Below are 21,050 nucleotides of genomic sequence, written 5' to 3' on the forward strand. Positions count from 1 at the left end.
TTCCGGCCGCACCGCGTCAGTCGTTCGGTCGCCGCCGGGCCCGCGTGTCGGGGAGTGCAATGCCTTAATGGTCCCGAATGTCCCGTCAGAACGTCGGAAAAGAAGGCAGGGATCAAGGTGCGGATCTTCTCAAGAGGCCCCGGGCGTACGCCCACCGGACGGCGTCGGCGGCGGTGGCTCCTCGCCGCCGCCGTGACGTCCGCGCTCGCCGCCTCCGGTGCCCCGGCGCACGCCGACGCCGGCGACTGGGCGCCCGTCCCCGACATGAAACTCGCCCGCACGGGCCACGGCACCACCACGGCGCCCTGCCCCGACGCCGTCGGTGCCCTCGGGGACGGCCAGTGCGTGTACGTCGTCGGCGGCCACCCCCTCGAAGCGGCCCTCTCGCTCCACGCGTACAGCCCCGAGAAGCGCACCTGGGCGAAGCTTCCCTCGATGACCGTGGGCCGCTCCGGCCTCGCGGCCGCCACCGCGCCGTGCCCGGCGAACGTCAAGGCGCTGCGCGGCACCTGCGTGTACGCGGTCGGCGGCACCAACGGCGGCGGCTCCCTCACCGCGGTCGAGGCGTACAGCCCGGCCACCAACACCTGGGCGGCCGTGCCCGCGATGCGCAGCGCCCGCGCCTTCCTCGGCGCCGCGACCGCACCGTGCCCGCCCGGCGAGACGTCCCTGCGCGGCCTGTGCGTGTACGCCGTCGGCGGCGCGGCGCGCAGCGGCGCGGCGGCCGGCGGTACGGGTGCGGGCCACGCCGCCGCTCAGGCCGCCGCCAAGGGCACCGGTACGGGCACGGCCAAGGACGCCCCCGCCAAGGGCACGGCCAAGGACCCGGCCCCGGACAAGGATCCCGCCAAGGACCCGGCCCCGGGCACCGGCACGGCGCCCGGCAACGGCACCGGCCACACCCCCGGGACCGGCTCCGGCAGCACCGTCACCACCCTCGCCACCGTCGAGGCGTACAGCCCCGCCACCAACACCTGGGCGCCGCTGCCTCAGCTCCCCAGCCCCCGCCGCAGCCTGGGCGTCACCGCCGCGACCTGCCCCCGCGCCGTGATCTCCACCGCCCCCTCCTGCGTGTACGCCGTCGGCGGCACCGGCGCCGAGACCGCCGACCCCGTGAACACCGTCGAGGTCTTCGACCCCGAGGCCCGCGCCTGGGTGAAGCTCCCCTCCACCCCGACCGCCCGCCGCGCCATGGGCGTCACGTCCGGCCCCTGCCCCGGCTCCACCTCGATGGTCGGCACCACCTGCGTGTACGGCATCGGCGGTTCGCCCTCCACCCAGATGACGGCCGTCGCCACGACGGAGGTCTTCGCCCCCCGCACCAACAGCTGGTCGGCCGTCCCGTCCCTCCCCGAGGCGCGCTTCGGCTTCGGTGCCACGGCCGCCCCCTGCTCCGACGACCTCGCCCGCACCTGCCTGTACGCCCCCGGCGGCATGGCGGGCACCACGCCGAGCGCCCGCATCTCGGCCTACGACGTGTCGCGCGCCTGACAGGGCCTCACCCCACCAGGCTGTCCCGCCACGCGCGGTGCAGGTCCGCGAAGCGGCCCTCACCCGCGATGAGGTCGGCCGGCGGGCCGTCCTCCACGATGCGGCCCGCCTCCATCACCAGCACCCGGTCGGCGATCTCCACCGTCGAGAGGCGGTGGGCGATCACCACCGCCGTACGGCCGTGCAGCACCGTGTCCATCGCGCGCTGCACGGCCCGCTCGCCCGGGACGTCGAGGGAGCTGGTCGCCTCGTCCAGGATCAGCACCGCCGGGTCGGCCAGCAGGGCGCGGGCGAAGGAGACCAGCTGCCGCTGGCCCGCCGAGATGCGCCCGCCCCGCTTGCGCACGTCGGTGTCGTAGCCGTCCGGGAGGGCCGCGATGAAGTCGTGGGCGCCGATCGCCTTCGCGGCCCGCTCGATCTCCTCGCGGCTCGCGTCCGGGCGGCCCAGCGCGATGTTCTCCGCGACCGTCCCGGAGAACAGGAACGCCTCCTGCGTCACCATCACCACCCCCCGCCGCAGCTCCGCGTTGGCCAGCTCGCGCAGGTCGACGCCGTCGAGCAGGACCCGGCCCTCGGTCGGGTCGTAGAAGCGGGCCAGCAGCTTCGCGAGCGTCGACTTCCCCGCGCCCGTCGCCCCGACCACCGCGACCGTCTGCCCCGCCGGGATCGTCAGGCCGAAGCGCGGCAGCACCTCGCCCCCGGTGCGGTACGCGAACCGGACGCCGTCGAAGACCACCTCCCGGCCCGGGCCGCCCGTCCCCGACGGCGGCAGGGCGCGCGGCGCGGCGGGCTCCGGGACCGCCGGGGTCTGGGCCAGCAGCCCGGCGATCTTCTCCAGCGACGCGGCCGCCGACTGGTACGAGTTCAGGAACATCGCCAGCCGGTCGATCGGGTCGTACAGCCGGCGCACGTACAGCACGGCCGCCGCCAGCACCCCCAGCGCGAGCGTGCCGTCCGCCACCCGGTACGCGCCCCACAGGACCATGCCCGCGACCGCCGTGTTGGCGACCAGGCGCGAGCCGACGACATAGCGGGCCATCTCCAGGATCGCGTCGCCGTTGCGCCGCTCGTGGCGGTGGTTCAGCTCCCCGAAGCGCGCGTCGTTGGCCCGCTCGCGGCGGAACGCCCGCACCGGGCGGATGCCGTTCATCGTCTCGGCGAACTGCACGATCACCGACGAGATCGCGGTGGACCGCGCGCTGAACGCGACCGCCGCACGCCGCTGGTAGAGCCGTACCAGCAGGTACAGCGGCACGAAGGACGCGACGGCCACGGCGCCCATGCCCAGGTCCAGCCAGAGCAGCAGCAGCGCGATGGAGACGAAGGACACGAGGACGCCGACCAGCTCCTGCAGCCCCTCGCTGAGCAGCTCCCGCAGCGCCTCGACGTCGGTCGTGGCCCGCGAGATGAGCCGGCCCGAGGTGTACCGCTCGTGGAAGTCGACGCTCAGCGCCTGCGCGTGCCGGAAGATCCGGCCGCGCAGGTCCAGCAGCACGTCCTGGTTGACGCGCGCGGACGCCCGGATGAACGCGTACTGGAGCAGCCCGGCGCCCACCGCGCACGCCGCGTACCCGGCGCCGACCGCGACCAGCGGCCCGTACACCTCGCGCCGCAGCGCCGGTACGGCGGTGTCGATGGCGTACGCGACGAGCAGCGGCCCCGCCTGCACGGCCGCCTGCTGCACCAGCAGGAGCAGCGCCGCGAGCACGACCCGCCCGCGCAGTGGCCGCAGCAGCGACCGCAGCAGCGCGCCCGTCGCCCCGCGCCCGGCGGGCAGCGCGTCCCGGTCGAACGGATCGCCGCCGCCGGGCTTCGTCTCCGTCTCCGTCTCCGTCACCGCGCACCGCCGCCCCTCGTCGTCTCCGCACCCGACATCAGCCACGCGTACTCCGCGCTCGTCCGCAGCAGCTCCTGGTGCGTGCCCACCGCCGCGATGCGGCCCTCCGACAGCAGGGCCACGCGGTCGGCCAGCAGCACCGTGGAGGGGCGGTGCGCCACCACCAGGGCCGTCGTGTCGCGCAGGACCTCGCGCAGGGCCGCCTCGACCAGGCCCTCGGTGTGCACGTCGAGCGCGGACAGCGGGTCGTCCAGGACCAGGAAGCGCGGGCGGCCCACCACCGCCCGGGCCAGGGCCAGGCGCTGGCGCTGGCCGCCGGACAGGCTCAGGCCCTGCTCGCCGACCTGCGTCGCGGCGCCGTGCGGCAGCGCGCCCACGAAGTCCGCCTGGGCCACCTCCAGGGCCCGCCGCAGCTCGGCCTCGCCCGCCCCCGCCGGGCCCGCGCCCATCAGGACGTTCTCGCCGACGCTCGCCGAGAAGAGCGTCGGCTCCTCGAAGGCGACCGACACCAGCTCGCGCAGCCGCTCCCGGGGCAGGGCCGCCACCTCGACCCCGTCGAGCAGGATGCGGCCGCCCGTCACCTCGTGCAGCCTCGGCACCAGCGCCGTCAGCGTGGTCTTGCCGGAGCCGGTGGCACCGACCAGCGCCATCGTCTCGCCGGGCCGCACCCACAGGTCGACACCGGCCAGCACCGGCGGCGCGTCGGGCGGCGCGTCCGGATAGCGGAAGGAGACGTTCTCGAACCGCAGACCCCCGGACGAGGGGGAAGCCGACGCGGCACCGCCGGCGTCCTCCTCCTGCTCGTCCATCACCTCGAAGTACCGGTCCGACGCCGTCGCCGCCTCCTGGCTCATCGCCAGCAGGAAGCCGATCGACTCCACCGGCCAGCGCAGCGCCAGCGCCGTCGACAGGAACGCCACCAGCGTGCCCGCCGACAGCTCCCCGTCGGCCACCCGCACGCCGCCCAGCACCAGCGCCGCGCCGATCGCCAGCTCCGGTACGACGGTGATCACGCCCCATATGGCGGCCAGCAGCCGTGCCTTGACCAGCTCCGTACCGCGCAGCCGCCGCGCCAGCTCGCGGAACGCCCGCGCCTGGCTGCGGTGCCGGCCGAAGCCCTTGATCACCCGGATGCCGAGCACGCTCTCCTCGACGACCGTCGTCAGATCGCCCACCTGGTCCTGCGCCCGCCGCGCGACGACCGAGTACCGCGTCTCGAACAGCGCGCACACCACGATCAGCGGCACCACCGGCACCAGCAGCACCAGCCCCAGCACCAGGTCCTGCACCAGCAGCACCGCGCAGCCCACCAGCACCGTCACGCCGTTGACGAAGAGGAACGTCAGCGGGAACGCCAGGAACATCCGCAGCAGCGACAGGTCCGTCGTCGCCCGCGACAGCAGCTGCCCCGACGCCCACCGGTCGTGGAACGCCACCGGCAACCGCTGCACATGCCGGTACAGGTCGGCGCGCATCGCCGCCTCCACCCCCGCCAGCGGCCGCGCCACCAGCCACCGCCGCAGCCCGAACAGCGCCGCCTCGGCGATCCCGAGCCCCAGCACCAGCACGCCCCCCAGCCACACCCCGCCCGGATCGCGCTCCGTCACCGGACCGTCCACGATCCACTTCAGCACGAGGGGGATGACCAGGCTCAGACAGGACGCCACCACGGCGACGAGGGCGGCGACGGACAGCCGTGCCCGTACCGGCCGGACGTACGGCCACAGGCGCAGCAACGAGCGCACGCTCGAACGGTTGGTCACATGGTCAGCCATCAGCACCGAGCCTACGGTTGACCACTGACATCGCTCGCCCGATTTTCGGCCGACCGGTGCCGGAGCGGTCCTCCTCCGTCCTACTCCCGGACGCGCAGCAGCAGCACCGACCTCGGCGGCACCGTCAGGAGGCCGCCCCCCTCGTGCACCGTCCCCGGCTCCTCCGCCTGCTCCTCCCGCGAGGTGTCCACCACCAGCTCGTACGACGCGGCCCACGGCGGACCCGGCAGCCGGAAGTCCAGCGGGTCGGCGGCCGCGTGGAGGATCGCCAGGAAGCTGTCGTCGATGACCGGCTCCCCGCGCGCGTCGCGGCCCGGGATGTCCCGGCCCGACAGGTACAGCCCGATCGTCGCCGTCCGCGCGTACCAGTCCCCCTCCGTCATCTCCTCGCCCCGCGCGGTGAACCACGCCAGGTCCCGCAGCCCGTCCGCCGCCTGCGGCCGGCCCGAGAAGAACGCCCGGCGCCGCAGCACCGGATGGGCGTGGCGCAGCCGAAGCAGCCGGGACGTCAGCTCCAGCAGGCCACCGGGCCCCGGCTGCTCCGGCAGCGACCAGTCGACCCAGCCGAGCTCGTTGTCCTGGCAGTACGCGTTGTTGTTGCCGCCCTGCGTACGGCCCATCTCGTCGCCCGCGACCAGCATCGGCACGCCCGTCGACAGCAGCAGCGTGGTGAGCAGGTTCCGCAGCTGCCGCCGCCGCAGCGCGTTGACCCCCTCGTCGTCGGTCTCGCCCTCCGCTCCGCAGTTCCAGGACCGGTTGTCGTTCGTGCCGTCCCGGTTGCCCTCGCCGTTCGCCTCGTTGTGCTTCTGCTCGTACGACACGAGGTCGCGCAGCGTGAAGCCGTCGTGCGCGGTGACGAAGTTGATGGAGGCGTACGGGCGCCGCCCGCCCCACGCGTACAGGTCACTGGACCCGGACAGCCGGTATCCGAGGTCCCGCACGTCCGGCAGGGCACCGCGCCAGAAGTCCCGCACGGCGTCCCGGTAGCGGTCGTTCCACTCCGCCCACAGCGGCGGGAAGGCCCCCACCTGGTAGCCGCCGTTGCCCACGTCCCACGGCTCGGCGATCAGCTTCACCCGGCGCAGCACCGGGTCCTGGGCGATGACCGCGAGGAACGGCGACAGCATGTCGACGTCGTGCATGGAGCGGGCCAGCGCCGCCGCCAGGTCGAAGCGGAAGCCGTCCACGCCCATCTCGGTGACCCAGTAGCGCAGCGAGTCGGTGATCAGCCGCAGCACGTGCGGCTGCACCACGTGGAGGGTGTTGCCGCAGCCCGTGTAGTCGGCGTACCGGCGGGGGTCGGCGGCCAGCCGGTAGTAGCCGCGGTTGTCGATGCCGCGCAGCGACAGCATCGGGCCCAGCTCGCCCGCCTCCGCGGTGTGGTTGTAGACCACGTCGAGGATGACCTCGATGCCCGCCGCGTGCAGCGCCTTCACCATCCGCTTGAACTCGCCCACCTGCTGCCCGGCCGTGCCGGACGCGCTGTACGCGGCGTGCGGCGCGAAGTAGCCGATGGAGTTGTAGCCCCAGTAGTTGCGCAGCCCCCGCCGCAGCAGATGGTCCTCGTGCGCGAACTGGTGCACCGGCAACAGCTCCACCGCCGTCACCCCGAGCCGTACGAGATGCTCGATCGCGGCCGGATGGGCGAGCCCCGCGTAGGTGCCGCGCAGCTCCTCCGGGATGCCCGGGTGGCGCCTGGTGAAGCCCTTCACGTGCAGCTCGTAGATGACCGAATCGGCCCACGGCGTCTTCGGCCGCCGGTCGTCCGCCCAGTCGTCGTCATCGTGGACGACCACGCCCTTGGGTACGTACGGCGCGGAGTCGCGGTCGTCGCGCACGGTGTCGGCGACGTGCTGGTCCGGCCAGTCGCGGACGTGCCCGTAGACCTCCGCCGGAAGGGTGAAGTCTCCGTCGACCGCACGCGCGTACGGGTCCAGCAGCAGCTTCGCCGGATTCCAGCGGGCCCCCGTCCACGGGTCCCAGCGCCCGTGCACCCGGTAGCCGTACCGCTGCCCGGGCCGTACGCCCGGCACGAAGCCGTGCCAGATCTGATGCGTCAGCTCGGTCAGCGCAGACCGCCGCTCCATGCCGTCCTCGTCGAACAGGCACAGCTCCACCGCCTCCGCGCCGCCCGCCCACAGGGCGAAGTTCGTCCCGGCGACGCCGTCCGGCCCCACCCGGAACCGCGCGCCCAGCGGCGTCGGCGCCCCCGGCCACACCGGTGGCCCCGGGGCCGTCCGCTGGCGCCCGTTCAGCTCGCGTACCACCCGCGGCGCACCGCGCGCGCTCCGCGCACGCCGCACCGCCTCCTGCTCCGCTGCGCTCGACACACGGCCTCCCGCGGCTCCCTTTTTCTAAGGGCTCGGTTTACCTCCGGGCCGCCCAAGTCGGTGTCGACGGTCGATCGTGCTCGGATCGCTCGTCCCTCGCGACCCTCCGCGCGTTCTCCCTTTCGACACCGCCGCAGCCCTTCGGCTCACTCGCCCCGGCATCCGGACCATGTGCGGACGCGCCGCGGGTCCCGCCGCCGCGCGTCCGCACATGGTCCTCCACCTGTTCTGCCCGCAGGGCCCCGCTCCCAACATGACCCGCACTGACGTTTCCCTTGGAGGGGCGCACTCGTTGGGCGCATCGTGAAACACGTACTGAGACGGGCAGGGCTCGGCACGGCCGCGGCCGTGACATGGGCAGGACTGGTGGCGGGGCTGGTGGCGGGCCTGGCGGCCTGCACCGCAGGCGCCTCGCTGGACCTCGGCGTCGGGGACAAGGCCCGGGCGCCCGGTGACACCATCCGGGTGATCCCCGACGACGGCGCCAAGGGCATCGCGCCGGACAGCCGGCTGGAGGTGCGCGTGCCCAGCGGGCGGCTGGAGCGCGTCCGGGTGATGAAGGTCGAGGACGACCGGCCGACCGAGGTGCCCGGGTCCCTCTCCGAGGACGGGCTGCGCTGGCGCCCTGCGCCCGGTACGCGCCTGGCACTGGCGGCCAAGTACAGCGTGGACGCCGTCGCGCTGGACGGGCACGGCCGCCGCTCGGCGCGGCACTCCACCTTCACCACCCTCGTCCCCGAGCACCGTTTCATCGGCTACTTCAAGCCCGAGAACCGCTCCGTCGTCGGCACCGGAATGATCGTCTCCTTCGGCTTCAACCGCCCCATCGAGAACCGCGCCGCCGTCGAACGGGCCATCCGGGTCACCGCCCACCCGCCGGTCGAGGTGGCCGGCCACTGGTTCGGCAAGGACCGGCTGGACTTCCGGCCGCGCGCGTACTGGAAGCCCGGCACCCGGGTCACCGTCGAGCTGCGGCTGCGCGACGTCGAGGCGGCGCCGGGTGTGTACGGCATCCAGCACAAGACGGTGGGCTTCACCATCGGCCGCTCCCAGGTGTCCCGGGTGGACGCCGAGGAGCACACCATGGAGGTACGGCGCGACGGCAGGCTCGTCACGACGCTGCCCATCACGGCCGGGGCGCCCAAGACGACCACGTACAACGGCAAGATGGTGGTCAGCGAGCTGTTCGACGTGACGCGGATGAACGGCGCCACGGTCGGCTTCACGGACAAGAAGACCGGCAAGGGCGAGTACGACATCAAGGACGTGCCGCACGCGATGCGGCTGACCGACTCGGGGACCTTCCTGCACGGCAACTACTGGGCCCCGGCGACGACCTTCGGCGCGGCGAACGTCAGCCACGGCTGCGTGGGGCTGCGCGATGTGAAGGGCGGCAGCCCGGACACCCCGGCGGGCTGGTTCTTCGACCGCACCCTGATCGGCGACGTGGTGGAAGTGGTCAACTCCCAGGACCGTACGGTCGCTCCCCACAACGGCCTGGGCGGCTGGAACATGGACTGGAAGCGCTGGAAGGCGGGCTCCGCGCTGTCCTGAGTGCTTCCTTCACCCCCGCCCACCCGCGCGCGCCCCGCATGGCACGTGTTCGTCCTGGACAAGTTGGGACTGAACGGTGACATTCGAGGGCGCTGTGTGGTGCCTGCAATGTGATTATCTAACGCGGTGCGCGCGGTTGAAGCGCGCGGGGGTGCGGGCCGTGGCGGTGCCAGGCCGGTGCGAGGGGAGAACACCACAGTGAACGGGCAGCCGATATCGGGGGCATCGGCCGGAGCGGGCGGCACGCGCCGCACGGGCACGGGCAAGCGCAGGGGCACGGCCCTGCTCATGGGGGCGCTGCTGCTGCTGGCGACGGCGTGTGGGGGCGGGGGCTCCGACAGCGGCGGCGGCAAGGGCGGGGACAAGAAGCAGGACGGCACCTCGGTGGGGAACGCGGCCTCGCAGGCGGTCGTCACCGTCACGCCCAAGGACGGCGCCGCGTCGGTCGCCACCAGCGGGGCCCTGAAGGTCACCGCCGAGAAGGGCAAGCTGACCACGGTCACGGTCGCCGACTCCAAGGGCAACAAGGTCGAGGGCGAACTGGCCGCCGACGGCACGAGCTGGGAGCCGGTCCGGCACCTCGCCTCCGGCACCAAGTACAAGGTGCACGCGATCGCCAAGGACGCCGACGGCCGTGAGTCCGCCAAGGACACCACGTTCACCACCCTCGTCCCGAAGAACACCTTCATCGGCCACTACACGCCGGAGGACGGCTCGACCGTCGGCGTCGGCATGCCGGTCTCCATCAACTTCACCCGCGGCATCACCAACCCGGAGGCCGTCGAGAAGGCCATCAAGGTGACCGCCGAGCCGTCCGTGCCGATCGAGGGCCACTGGTTCGGCAACGACCGCCTCGACTTCCGCCCCGAGAACTACTGGGCGGCGGGCACCAAGGTGACCGTGAAGCTGGACCTGGACGGCGTCGAGGGCCGCCCGGGCGTGTACGGCAAGCAGTCCAAGACGGTGACGTTCACCATCGGCCGCAGCCAGGTCTCCACGGTCGACGCGAGCGAGAAGACCATGAAGGTCGTCCGCGACGGCAAGCTCCTCAAGACCATCCCGATCACCGCGGGCGCGCCGTCGACGACGACGTACAACGGCCAGATGGTCATCAGCGAGAAGTACAAGGTGACCCGGATGAACGGCGCCACCGTGGGCTTCGGCGGCGAGTACGACATCAAGGACGTGCCGCACGCCATGCGCCTGTCGACGTCCGGCACCTTCGTCCACGGCAACTACTGGGCGTCGGCGGGCACCTTCGGCTCGGCCAACGTCAGCCACGGCTGCGTGGGCCTGCGCGACGCACGCGGCGCGGGCGACCCGAACACCCCGGCGGCCTGGTTCTACGACAACTCGCTCATCGGTGACGTGGTCATCGTGAAGAACTCGAAGGACAAGCAGATCAAGCCGGACAACGGCCTCAACGGCTGGAACATGTCCTGGTCGGAGTGGATCAAGTAAGCCACGCGCTCGTCAGGGCCCGGTGCCGCGGAAGTGACCGACGGCACCGGGCCCGTTGTCGTTAGCGGCGGTTAACCTGCCCCGTATGACAGTCACTCTCGAAGTCTCCGAAGGCGTCGGCACCCTCCGCCTGGACCGCCCGCCGATGAACGCGCTGGACATCGCCACGCAGGACCGGCTGCGCGAGCTCGCGGAGGAGGCCGCCCGCCGCGACGACGTCCGCGCCGTGGTGCTGTACGGCGGCGAGAAGGTGTTCGCGGCCGGCGCGGACATCAAGGAGATGCAGGCGATGGACCACGCGGCCATGGTGCTGCGCTCCAAGGCCCTCCAGGACTCCTTCACCGCCGTCGCCCGCATCCCCAAGCCCGTCGTCGCCGCCGTCACCGGGTACGCGCTCGGCGGCGGCTGCGAGCTGGCCCTCTGCGCCGACTTCCGGATCGCCGGCGAGAACGCGAAGCTGGGCCAGCCCGAGATCCTGCTCGGCCTCATTCCCGGCGCGGGCGGTACGCAGCGCCTGGCCCGGCTCGTCGGCCCCTCGAAGGCGAAGGACCTGATCTTCACGGGCCGTCACGTGAAGGCGGACGAGGCGCTGGCCATCGGGCTCGTGGACCGCGTCGTCCCGGCGGCCGAGGTGTACGAGCAGGCGCACGCCTGGGCCGCGAAGCTCGCCCAGGGGCCGGCGCTGGCGCTGCGCGCCGCCAAGGAGTCCGTCGACGCGGGCCTGGAGACGGACATCGACACCGGCCTGACCATCGAACGGAACTGGTTCGCCGGGCTCTTCGCGACCGAGGACCGGGAGCGCGGTATGCGTAGCTTCGTGGAGGAGGGTCCCGGTAAGGCCAAGTTCCTCTGAGCGCGGCCCTGTTGGCGCCCCCGGTTTCCGCGTGTCAGCCGTGTGGGTGGTTTGACGGAGCGGTGAACGGGCCCGGGGTTATGCCGCGGGCCCGCCTGGCCGAGCGAGTGTGACCTGCGTCACCGCAGGTCACGCCCCACATGGGGGCATTTCATGTCAGAGGCATATGCCAAACCTGCCCCCCGGCACCGTCGCCGGTGGAGGACCGATTCCTCGGGAACGGCCCCGCGGCGGCGGCCGGGCGGCCATGATGGGGGGCATGGCGGGGCTGGAAGGTGTGGAGCAACCACGGCAGCGCGGCGGCGCCACCGCCGCGCGGTGGGTGCCTGTCGCGGACGACGAAGAGGCGCTCAAGGCGCTGGAGCTGTTCGGCAATCCGACGGAGGACGAGGTGCGGCTGCCGTCCCTGCCGGAGTCGGCGGCCACGGCGCGCCGGCTCACGCAGTGCGTCGTCCTGCGGCAGTGGGCGCTCGGCCCGCAGATCGCCGAGCACGCGATCCTGCTCGTCTCCGAGCTCGTCGGCAACGCCGTACGGCACACGGGGGCCCGGGTCTTCGGCCTTCGGATGCTGCGGCGGCGCGGCTGGATCCGGATCGAGGTCCGCGACCCCTCGCGCGGCCTGCCCTGTCTGATGCCGGTCCGCGAGATGGACACCAGCGGGCGCGGACTTTTCCTCGTCGACAAGCTCTCCGACCGGTGGGGCGTCGACCTGCTGCCGCGCGGCAAGACCACCTGGTTCGAGATGCGCGTCTCGGACCGGTGACCCATCGGGGCGCCGTGACCGTGCACGAAGAAAGCCCCCTCGCGCCGTGGTGCGGCGCCGCGGGGGCTTTCTCGTGCGGCGCCGTGAACGGGGAGTGGGGTGTGTTCACGGCGCGAGTGCGACCTCGCCCGGGTCAATGGGGGTCGTGTGCACCGACTATGGCAGACGGGGGGCCTTGCCGCCAAACGACCCTACCGGCTCAATAGTGTGCAAATCGGTCTATGTGGCGACGGAAACGCAGGTGAGTTAGGCCACCCGCCTTGCAAACCATGAATAAATATGGGTTGACCTGTTTGATTCCTCGGCTTCCCGTGCCCGTACCAGTTTTCCCGCATCGTTACGGTTCACCCCGTTCGCGCCATACATGTCGCGTGACGACCCTCTCGCAGCGATCGAAGAGTCTCCTCGCGGCCGGCGCGCTCGCCGCGCTCGCGGCCCTCGCCGGCTGCTCCGGCGCCGGCACCGACCGCACCGAGGCGCGGTCCACGAAGGCCGCCGCACCCGCCGCCGTACCGAAGGCCAAGGCGAAGGCCCCCGGGGCACTGCCCGGCATGCCGCCGCTCCTCGATCCCCGGGACGTCTACGCGGCCGACCGCCCGAACCGGCTCTCGCCGGTGGTCAAGGGCTTCCCCTCCCGCGTGTACGTGCCCAACACGAACTCGGGCACGGTCTCGGTCATCGACCCGAAGACGTACAAGGTCATCGAGACCATCAAGGTCGGCGTCCAGCCGCAGCACGTCGTGCCGTCCTGGGACCTCAAGACGCTCTGGGTCAACAACAACCGCGGTCACACCCTCACCCCCATCGACCCGCGCACCGGCGCCGCCGGCAATCCGGTCGAGGTCCACGACCCGTACAACCTCTACTTCACGCCGAACGGCAAGTACGCCGTCGTCATGGCCTCCCTCGACCGCGAGCTCGTCTTCCGCGACCCGCACACCATGGAGCGCGTCCACACCGAGCCCGTCTCCTGCTACGGCGTCAACCACGCCGACTTCTCCGCCGACGGCCGGTACTTCGTCGTCTCGTGCGAGTTCTCCGGCGAGCTGCTCAAGGTCGACACCGAGAAGATGAAGGTGATCGGCCAGCAGCGGCTGCCCTTCCGGGGCGCCATGCCGCAGGACGTGAAGCTCTCCCCGGACGGCAGGACCTTCTACATCGCCGACATGATGGCCCACGGCATGTGGGTGCTGAACGGCGACACCTTCGCCCCGCCGAAGCTGCTGCCCACCGGCAAGGGCTGCCACGGCCTGTACGTCTCCCGGGACTCCAAGGAGATGTACGTCTCCAACCGCGGCGAGGGCTCCGTCTCCGTCTACGACTTCGCGCGCGGCGCGCTCACCAAGAAGTGGCACCTGCCGGACGGCGGCTCACCCGACATGGGCGGCGTCTCCGCCGACGGCAAGGTGCTGTGGCTGTCGGGGCGGTACGACTCCGAGGTGTACGCGATCGACACGACGACCGGCAAGCAGCTCGCCCGCATCCCGGTCGGCAGCGGCCCGCACGGCCTCGCGGTCTACCCGCAGCCCGGCCGCTACTCGCTCGGCCACACCGGCGTCTTCCGCTGAGCCGTCACGAGGTGCCCTACCCGGCGATGAACAGCGCCTCCGAGCCGACCGGGCGGTAACCCGCCGCCTGGAAGGCGCGCACGCTGCGGGCGTTGCCCGGCGCCTGCTGGGCCCACACCACCGCGTCCGGCACCAGATGGCGGGCCGCGACGGCGAGGGCCGTGCCCAGTCCGCCGCCGCGCGCCTCCTCGTCGACCTCGACCGCCGCCTCCCAGCGGCCGGCGACGCCCCGCCCGAGGATCACCACGCCGCCGTCGGCCGCCCAGACGCGTACGTCGTCGCGGAACTTGAGGGCGCGCGCGACGCGGGGGTGCTCGGGGTCGGCGATCTCGCGCAGGGGGAGCTCCGGGGCGCCGGGCAGGGCGGGGGCGGCCGTCAGGAGGTCGACGGTGTTCATGTGGCGGCCCGTACGGGCCAGGACCGCCGCGAGGAACACCGGGTTCATGGTGGCGGCCAGGGGGTCGCTCGCGGTGGCCGCGAGGGTGGAGCGTATCCAGTCCGGGTCCTCGTCCGTGAAGACCACCGAGTGCGCCGTGAAGGACAGCACGCCGGCGTCCCGGGTGTTCGGCTGCGGGACCACCGTCACCGAACCGTCGGCCGGCGGGAACGCGCCGCGTGCCGCTGCCGCCAGGATCTCCGCCACCGCATCGCTCATGCGTTCCATGGTGCCGGATGGCCCCCGGACCGGGTGCACCTGCCGTCCCGATAATCTGACCGGCGTCAGTTATGCACCAAGAAGGGGTGGACCTGTGGCGGACATCGAGTCGGCGCGCAAGGCATTCGAGCGGTTCGACGTGAACGGGGACGGGCTGATCTCGGCCGCCGAGTACAAGAGCGTCATGGCGCAGCTCGGCGACTTCAACGTCACCGAGACCGTCGCCCAGGCCGTCATCAACAACCAGGACGGCGACGGCGACGGCCTGCTGACCTTCGACGAGTTCTGGGCGCACCTCAATAAGGCGTGACCGTCCACGCACCCGACGGCGCCGTCCGGCGATCCGGGCGGCGCCGTACGCGTACGGCGCTCCTCGCCGGCGCCGGCGCGCTCGCCGCGCTCGCGGTCGCCCTGTACGGCGCCGGCATCGCCGCGCACGGCACCGGCGAGCTGCGCATCCCGGCCCCCGGGGCCACCACCCTGCTGCGCGTCGCCGTCTTCGCCGCCCTCGCCCTGCACCTGGGAGAACTCGCCGGTGTCCGGCTCGCGGGGGAGGGCCCCCGGCCCCGGCCGTGGGCGGTGTGGGCGGCGCTCGGCGGGGCCGCCGCCTCGGCCGGGCAGATCGTGGTGCTCGCCGACGTGAGCGGCCTCGACCTCACCGCCGCGTACGGCACGCGCGAGGGCGGGCTGCTGCTGCTCATGGCGAACGGCTTCGCCCTGGCGGCCGCCTGCGCCGCGCTCGCCCGGCCCGGCTGGGCGCTCGCCCCGCTCGCGCTGGTGACCGGCGCCGAGGCGCTGCGCGCGCACCCGGAGCCGTACACGCCCGAGCTCGGCACGGCCCTCACCGTCGTCCACCTCACCGCCGGGTCCCTGTGGGTCGGCGGCCTGCTGTACGTGCTGCGCGTGGCGCACCTGCGCGGCGGCCTGCGGGGTGCACGCGAGGCCCTGACGCGGTACGCGCGCCTCGCCGGCTGGCTCTACGCGGCGCTCGCTGTCACCGGCACGTGCTCGACGCTGCGGCGCCTGCCCGCCGACGTCGTGCTCTCCAGCGCGTACGGCAGGGTGCTGATCGCCAAGCTCGCCCTGGTCGCGGTGGCGAGCGCCCTGGCCCTGACCGCCCGCCGCCGCATGCACCGCCGCCGGGCGCGGCACGGCGGGGACGCGACGGCCCCCGCCCGCGCCGAGCTGGCGGTGCTGGCCGGCGTCGTGGTCGTGTCGGCGCTGCTGACGGTGGTGCCCGACCCGCACTGGATCAGCACCCGGCTCACCCTTCAGTGAGCGACGTGTTCCGCGTGCGGCTCAGCACTCGATGATGTTCACCGCGAGACCGCCGCGCGCGGTCTCCTTGTACTTGACCGACATGTCGGCGCCCGTCTCCTTCATGGTCTTGATGACCTTGTCGAGGGAGACCTTGTGGCTGCCGTCGCCGCGCATCGCCATCCGCGCCGCCGTGACGGCCTTCACCGCCGCCATGCCGTTGCGCTCGATGCACGGGATCTGGACCAGGCCGCCGACCGGGTCGCAGGTCAGGCCCAGGTTGTGCTCCATGCCGATCTCGGCGGCGTTCTCCACCTGCTCCGGGCTGCCGCCCAGCACCTCGGCGAGCGCCCCGGCCGCCATCGAGCAGGCCGAGCCGACCTCGCCCTGGCAGCCGACCTCGGCGCCGGAGATGGAGGCGTTCTCCTTGAAGAGCATGCCGATCGCGCCCGCCGCCAGCAGGAAGCGCACCACGCCGTCCTCGTCGGCGCCCGGCACGAAGTTCATGTAGTAGTGCAGGACCGCCGGGATGATGCCGGCGGCGCCGTTCGTGGGGGCGGTGACGACGCGGCCGCCCGCGGCGTTCTCCTCGTTCACCGCCATCGCGTACAGCGTGATCCACTCCATGGAGAGGGCCTGCGCGTCACCCTCGGTGCGCAGCTTGCGCGCGGTGTTCGCCGCGCGGCGGCGCACCTTCAGGCCGCCCGGCAGGATGCCCTCGCGGGACATGCCGCGGTCCACGCACGCCTGCATGACCCGCCAGATCTCCAGCAGGCCCTCGCGGATCTCGTCCTCGGTGCGCCAGGCCTTCTCGTTCTCCAGCATCAGCGCGGAGATCGACAGGCCGGTCTCGCGGGTCAGGCGCAGCAGCTCGTCACCGGTGCGGAAGGGGTACTTCAGCACGGTGTCGTCGGGAACGATCGGATTCTCGCCCGCCACCGCGTCCTCGTCGACGACGAAGCCGCCGCCCACCGAGTAGTACGTCTTCTCCAGCAGCGTCGCGCCCTCGGCGTCGTACGCCCACAGGGTCATGCCGTTGGCGTGGTACGGCAGCGCCTTGCGGCGGTGCAGGACCAGGTCGGCGTCGAAGTCGAAGGCGATCTCGTGGACGCCCAGCAGGCTGATGCGCCCCCCGCTCTTGATCCGCTCCACCTGCTCGTCCGCGGTCTCGACGTCGACCGTGCGCGGCGAGTTGCCCTCCAGGCCCAGCAGGACCGCCTTGGGGGTGCCGTGCCCGTGGCCGGTGGCGCCCAGCGAGCCGTACAGCTCGGCGCGTATCGAGACGGTGTGGGCGAGCAGGCCCTCGTTCTTCAGCCGGCGGGCGAACATCCGGGCGGCGCGCATGGGGCCGACCGTGTGGGAGCTGGACGGGCCGATGCCGATCGAGAACAGGTCGAAGACCGAGATGGCCACGGGGGACTCCTTGGTGGGAAGACGACGCTGTCTGCCGGGGTGGTGCAGGGACAACGCAGGGGTGGGGCGGTGAGCGGGGGCAAGAGACGGGGCACCGCACTCACTGTTCAGTGTGCGCGGTGCCCCGCAGTTCAGTCTGTTGCGTACGTTACGTACCGCGTGAAGAGTTTACAGACCGGGGTAAAGCGGGTGCTTCTCGGCGAGGGCCGTGACCCGGGCCTTGAGCGCCGCCGCGTCGTAGTCCGGCTTCAGCGTCTCGGCGATGATGTCGGCGACCTCGCGGAAGTCCTCGGCCTGGAAGCCGCGGGTGGCCAGGGCCGGGGTGCCGATCCGCAGGCCCGAGGTGACCATCGGGGGCCGCGGGTCGTTCGGGATGGCGTTGCGGTTGACCGTGATGCCGACCTCGTGGAGCCGGTCCTCGGCCTGCTGGCCGTCCAGCTCGCTGTTGCGCAGGTCGACCAGGACCAGGTGCACGTCCGTACCGCCGGTCAGGACGGAGACGCCGTGCTCGGTGACGTCCGGCTGGACCAGGCGCTCGGCCAGGATGCGGGCGCCGTCCAGGGTGCGCTGCTGGCGCTCCTTGAACTCCTCGCTCGCGGCGACCTTGAACGCCACGGCCTTGGCGGCGATCACGTGCTCCAGCGGACCGCCCTGCTGGCCGGGGAAGACCGCGGAGTTGATCTTCTTGGCGAGCTCGGCCGTCGACAGGATCACGCCACCGCGCGGGCCGCCCAGCGTCTTGTGCGTCGTCGTCGTGACCACGTGGGCGTGCGGCACCGGCGAGGGGTGCAGGCCGGCCGCGACCAGGCCGGCGAAGTGCGCCATGTCGACCATGAGGTACGCGCCGACCTCGTCCGCGACGCGGCGGAAGGCCGCGAAGTCCAGCTGGCGCGGGTAGGCGGACCAGCCGGCGACGATCAGCTTCGGCTTGTGCTCCTTGGCAAGGCGCTCGACCTCGGCCATGTCGACCTGGCCGGTCTTGTCGTCGACGTGGTACGCGACCACGTTGTAGAGCTTGCCGGAGAAGTTGATCTTCATGCCGTGGGTCAGGTGCCCGCCGTGCGCGAGGTTCAGACCCATGATCGTGTCGCCCGGCTTGAGCAGCGCGAACATCGCCGCGGCGTTCGCCTGGGCGCCGGAGTGCGGCTGCACGTTGGCGTGCTCGGCGCCGAAGAGCGCCTTGATGCGGTCGATGGCGATCTGCTCGACCACGTCGACGTGCTCACAGCCGCCGTAGTAGCGGCGGCCGGGGTAGCCCTCGGCGTACTTGTTGGTGAGGACCGAGCCCTGGGCCTCCATGACCGCGACCGGAGCGAAGTTCTCCGAGGCGATCATTTCCAGGGTGGACTGCTGGCGGTGGAGCTCGGCGTCGACGGCGGCGGCGACGTCCGGGTCCAGCTCGTGGAGAGGGGTGTTGAGAAGCGACATCGGAAAAGGTCCTTACTCGCCGGAGAACTCGGTGTACTCGTCGGCGGAGAGCAGGTCCTTCGGCTCCTCCGCGACGCGTACCTTGAAGAGCCAGCCGCCCTCGAACGGTGCGGTGTTCACCAGCGAAGGATCGGCCACGACGTCCTCGTTGGCCTCGACGACCTCGCCGGTCACCGGGGAGTAGAGGTCGCTGACGGACTTGGTCGACTCCAGCTCACCGCAGGTCTCGCCCGCGGTCACCGTGTCGCCGACCGCCGGGAGCTGGACGTACACCACGTCACCGAGCGCGTTCGCCGCGTGCTCCGTGATGCCGACCGTCGACACGCCGTCCTCGGCGGCCGACAGCCACTCGTGCTCCTTGCTGTAGCGCAGCTGCTGGGGGTTGCTCATGACTGGAATTCTCCTGTACGCGGGGGAGTGCTGGTGAACGGGGGAGTGGTGCGTGAGGTGCCGGAGGTCACTTCCGGCGCCGGGGTCACTTCTGGCGCTTGTAGAAGGGGAGCGCCACGACCTCGTACGGCTCATGGGTACCGCGGATGTCGACACCGACCCCCGCCGTCCCCGGCTCGGCGTACGCGGCGTCCACGTACGCCATGGCGATCGGCTTGCCCAGCGTCGGCGACGGCGCGCCCGAGGTGACCTCGCCGACGACCTCGCCCCCGGCGACCACCTGCATCCCGGCGCGCGGGACCCGGCGCCCCTCGGCGACCAGGCCGACGAGCTTGCGCGGCGGGGCGATCTGCGCCCGCTCGACGGCCGCCTCCAGCGCCTCCCGGCCCACGAAGTCGCCCTCCTTCTCGAACTTGACCACCCGGCCGAGCCCCGCGTCGAAGGGGGTGAGGGCCGTCGTCAGCTCGTGCCCGTACAGCGGCATGCCCGCCTCCAGGCGCAGCGTGTCGCGGCAGGACAGACCGCAGGGGATCAGGCCGGCCGGGGCCCCGGCCTCCGTCAGCGCCTGCCACAGCTTCTCCGCGTGCTGCGGCTCCACGAACAGCTCGAAGCCGTCCTCGCCCGTGTAGCCGGTGCGGGCGATCAGCGCGGGCACGCCCGCGACGGTGCCCGGCAGTCCCGCGTAGTACTTCAGCCCGTCCAGGTCCGCGTCGGTGAGCGACTTCAGGATGCCCGGGGACTGAGGGCCCTGGATCGCGATCAGGGCGTACGCGTCCCGGTCGTCCCGGACGACGGCGTCGAAGCCGGCGGCCCGCTCGGTGAGGGCGTCCAGCACGACCTGGGCGTTGGAGGCGTTGGCGACGACCATGTACTCCTGCTCCTGGAGCCGGTACACGATCAGGTCGTCGAGGATCCCGCCGTCCGCCTGGCAGATCATGGTGTAGCGGGCGCGGCCCACGCCGACGCCGCCGATGTTGCCGACGAGCGCGTGGTCGAGGAGGGCGGCGGCCTGCGGGCCCGTGACGGTGATCTCGCCCATGTGGGACAGGTCGAAGAGACCGGCCTTCGTGCGGACGGCGTTGTGCTCGTCGCGCTCGCTGCCGTACCGCAGCGGCATGTCCCAGCCGGCGAAGTCGGTCATGGTCGCGCCGAGCGCCCGATGCACGGCATCGAGGGCGGTGAGGCGGGGGGCAGTGCTCATGGATGTGGCTCCCAGGGCATGGCTCGAAGACGGTCCTCCCCATCTGTCATCGGAACCTGAGAGGTTCACCGTGACCGTACGGGGACGGCCCTCGGCTTGCACCTTGGGTGGAGCCGCCGCGGCGGCCCGCTTTTCAGATCTGCCTCATCCACGCGGTACGGGGCCTGAGAGATTCAAGGGAGGAACTTGCTCCTTCGGCGCCCGGGCGGGACCCGGGACTCTCCCGCGCGGATTCAAGCGGCCGGTATGCGGTTGTACGCACCTGCGTGCGGTGGCGCGCACATCATTGCACGCGGGGTCTCCTCGGCAAATCGCTTGTGCCTTATTACCCTTTCTTTACACTTCTTGGGCAAGGGTCGGGGAAGGCCGAGCCCGAGCAGGGGGAGTACGCGATGACGTTGCAGCGGACAGGTCCGAGCGCGGCCACCGGTGCGGTGAGCGGTGCCATGACCGGCGCGGTCGCCGGCGCGGTCGCCGTGCCCGCGCCCACCCGCGCGCCCGCGCCCGTGCTGCGGGACCTGCGCGACCGCGCCGGGCGCTGCCCGCGCGAGCTGGGCTTCGCCGCCGGCGACCTGGTGGTCGTCTCCGGCCTGCCCGGCAGCGGCAAGTCCACCCTGATCGCCCGCGCCGCCGACGGGCGCGGCATCGACTCCCAGGACGCCCGCGAGCGGTGGGAGCACCGGATGCCGCCCTTCCTGCCGTACGCGGTCTATCGCCCCCTCGTCCGGGTCGCCCACTACGCCGGGCTCCGGCGCGCCCTGCGCTCCGGCGCGAGCGTCGTCGTCCACGACTGCGGCACCCAGGCCTGGGTCCGGCGCTGGCTGGCCCGCGAGGCCCGGCGGCGCGGGCGCGCCCTGCACCTGATACTGCTGGACGTCACCCCCCAGGCGGCCCGCGAGGGCCAGCGCGAGCGGGGGCGGGGCGTCTCCGGATACGCCTTCGCACGGCACCGCAGGGCGGTGGGGCGGCTGGTGCGGGACGCCGAGAAGGGCGTGCTGCCGGGCGGCTGCGCTTCCGCCGTGCTGCTCGACCGGCCGGCGGCGACGGCGCTGACCCGTATCACGTTCGGCTGAG

At 72.6% G+C, this 21,050-nt stretch carries 17 protein-coding genes and 1 riboswitch; of the genes, 9 read left to right on the top strand and 8 right to left on the bottom strand.

Annotated elements, in window-relative coordinates:
• Nucleotides 1-117 precede the first annotated feature (117 nt).
• Nucleotides 118-1,491, top strand: coding sequence for a hypothetical protein (locus ACIRNI_RS01610; RefSeq protein ID WP_403547359.1), 1,374 nt, complete (start codon nt 118-120; stop codon nt 1,489-1,491).
• 7 nt (nt 1,492-1,498) lie between these two features.
• Here the strand turns inward: ACIRNI_RS01610 and ACIRNI_RS01615 are convergent, their stop codons facing one another.
• From ACIRNI_RS01615 to glgX, 3 genes are all read right to left on the bottom strand, one after another.
• Nucleotides 1,499-3,328, bottom strand: coding sequence for an ABC transporter ATP-binding protein (locus ACIRNI_RS01615; protein WP_403547780.1), 1,830 nt, complete (start codon nt 3,326-3,328; stop codon nt 1,499-1,501).
• Nucleotides 3,325-5,103: an ABC transporter ATP-binding protein gene (locus ACIRNI_RS01620; RefSeq protein WP_403547361.1), complete on the bottom strand. Its 1,779-nt coding sequence runs from the start codon at nt 5,101-5,103 to the stop codon at nt 3,325-3,327. Before ACIRNI_RS01620 ends, ACIRNI_RS01615 begins: the two co-directional genes overlap by 4 nt.
• Before the next feature lie 80 nt (nt 5,104-5,183).
• Nucleotides 5,184-7,370, bottom strand: coding sequence for a glycogen debranching protein GlgX (gene glgX / locus ACIRNI_RS01625; protein WP_403547782.1), 2,187 nt, complete (start codon nt 7,368-7,370; stop codon nt 5,184-5,186).
• Nucleotides 7,371-7,736: 366 nt separating this feature from the next.
• Between glgX and ACIRNI_RS01630 the strand changes: the two genes are divergently transcribed.
• From ACIRNI_RS01630 to ACIRNI_RS01650, 5 genes are all read left to right on the top strand, one after another.
• A complete protein-coding gene (locus tag ACIRNI_RS01630; protein WP_403547363.1) occupies nt 7,737-8,987 on the top strand; it encodes an Ig-like domain-containing protein in 1,251 nt (416 codons plus the stop codon).
• Nucleotides 8,988-9,185: 198 nt separating this feature from the next.
• Nucleotides 9,186-10,448, top strand: a complete 1,263-nt coding sequence (locus ACIRNI_RS01635; RefSeq protein WP_403547365.1) for an Ig-like domain-containing protein — start codon at nt 9,186-9,188, stop codon at nt 10,446-10,448.
• Nucleotides 10,449-10,533: 85 nt separating this feature from the next.
• Complete coding sequence (locus tag ACIRNI_RS01640) at nt 10,534-11,301, top strand: enoyl-CoA hydratase-related protein (RefSeq protein WP_355358588.1); 768 nt, start codon at nt 10,534-10,536, stop codon at nt 11,299-11,301.
• A 247-nt stretch (nt 11,302-11,548) separates the two neighbouring features.
• Nucleotides 11,549-12,064 carry an ATP-binding protein gene (locus ACIRNI_RS01645; protein WP_356642443.1) on the top strand — a complete coding sequence of 172 codons (516 nt, stop codon included), beginning with the start codon at nt 11,549-11,551 and terminating at the stop codon, nt 12,062-12,064.
• Between the two features lie 371 nt (nt 12,065-12,435).
• On the top strand, nt 12,436-13,632 hold the full coding sequence (locus tag ACIRNI_RS01650) for a YncE family protein (protein ID WP_403547367.1): 1,197 nt from the start codon (nt 12,436-12,438) through the stop codon (nt 13,630-13,632).
• A 16-nt stretch (nt 13,633-13,648) separates the two neighbouring features.
• Here the strand turns inward: ACIRNI_RS01650 and ACIRNI_RS01655 are convergent, their stop codons facing one another.
• The gene (locus ACIRNI_RS01655) at nt 13,649-14,287 is read right to left on the bottom strand and encodes a GNAT family N-acetyltransferase (protein WP_403547369.1); all 639 of its coding nucleotides are present in this window, start codon (nt 14,285-14,287) and stop codon (nt 13,649-13,651) included.
• A 94-nt stretch (nt 14,288-14,381) separates the two neighbouring features.
• On the opposite strand from ACIRNI_RS01655, the gene ACIRNI_RS01660 reads away from it, so the two are divergent.
• Nucleotides 14,382-14,597 carry an EF-hand domain-containing protein gene (locus ACIRNI_RS01660; RefSeq protein WP_355358579.1) on the top strand — a complete coding sequence of 72 codons (216 nt, stop codon included), beginning with the start codon at nt 14,382-14,384 and terminating at the stop codon, nt 14,595-14,597.
• On the top strand, nt 14,594-15,565 hold the full coding sequence (locus tag ACIRNI_RS01665; protein ID WP_403547371.1) for a CopD family protein: 972 nt from the start codon (nt 14,594-14,596) through the stop codon (nt 15,563-15,565). The genes ACIRNI_RS01660 and ACIRNI_RS01665 overlap by 4 nt, the downstream gene beginning before the upstream one ends.
• Before the next feature lie 21 nt (nt 15,566-15,586).
• Here the strand turns inward: ACIRNI_RS01665 and ACIRNI_RS01670 are convergent, their stop codons facing one another.
• The 4 genes from ACIRNI_RS01670 to gcvT form a co-directional block, all read right to left on the bottom strand.
• Nucleotides 15,587-16,957 (bottom strand): L-serine ammonia-lyase, encoded by a 1,371-nt coding sequence (locus ACIRNI_RS01670; protein WP_403547373.1) that lies wholly within the window; start codon nt 16,955-16,957, stop codon nt 15,587-15,589.
• Between the two features lie 168 nt (nt 16,958-17,125).
• Nucleotides 17,126-18,385, bottom strand: coding sequence for a serine hydroxymethyltransferase (gene glyA, locus ACIRNI_RS01675; RefSeq protein ID WP_361418731.1), 1,260 nt, complete (start codon nt 18,383-18,385; stop codon nt 17,126-17,128).
• Nucleotides 18,386-18,397: 12 nt separating this feature from the next.
• Entirely contained in the window at nt 18,398-18,775 is a 378-nt protein-coding gene (gcvH, locus tag ACIRNI_RS01680; protein ID WP_403547375.1) for a glycine cleavage system protein GcvH, read from the bottom strand.
• Between the two features lie 85 nt (nt 18,776-18,860).
• A complete protein-coding gene (gcvT, locus tag ACIRNI_RS01685; protein ID WP_403547377.1) occupies nt 18,861-19,976 on the bottom strand; it encodes a glycine cleavage system aminomethyltransferase GcvT in 1,116 nt (371 codons plus the stop codon).
• A gap of 143 nt (nt 19,977-20,119) precedes the next feature.
• Nucleotides 20,120-20,212: riboswitch (glycine riboswitch) on the bottom strand.
• A 156-nt stretch (nt 20,213-20,368) separates the two neighbouring features.
• On the opposite strand from gcvT, the gene ACIRNI_RS01690 reads away from it, so the two are divergent.
• Complete coding sequence (locus ACIRNI_RS01690; RefSeq protein WP_403547378.1) at nt 20,369-21,049, top strand: AAA family ATPase; 681 nt, start codon at nt 20,369-20,371, stop codon at nt 21,047-21,049.
• Nucleotide 21,050: the final 1 nt, after the last annotated feature.

It is taken from the genome of Streptomyces sp. NPDC093546 (assembly GCF_044765045.1).
In the GTDB taxonomy this organism is placed as follows: Bacteria; Actinomycetota; Actinomycetes; order Streptomycetales; family Streptomycetaceae; genus Streptomyces.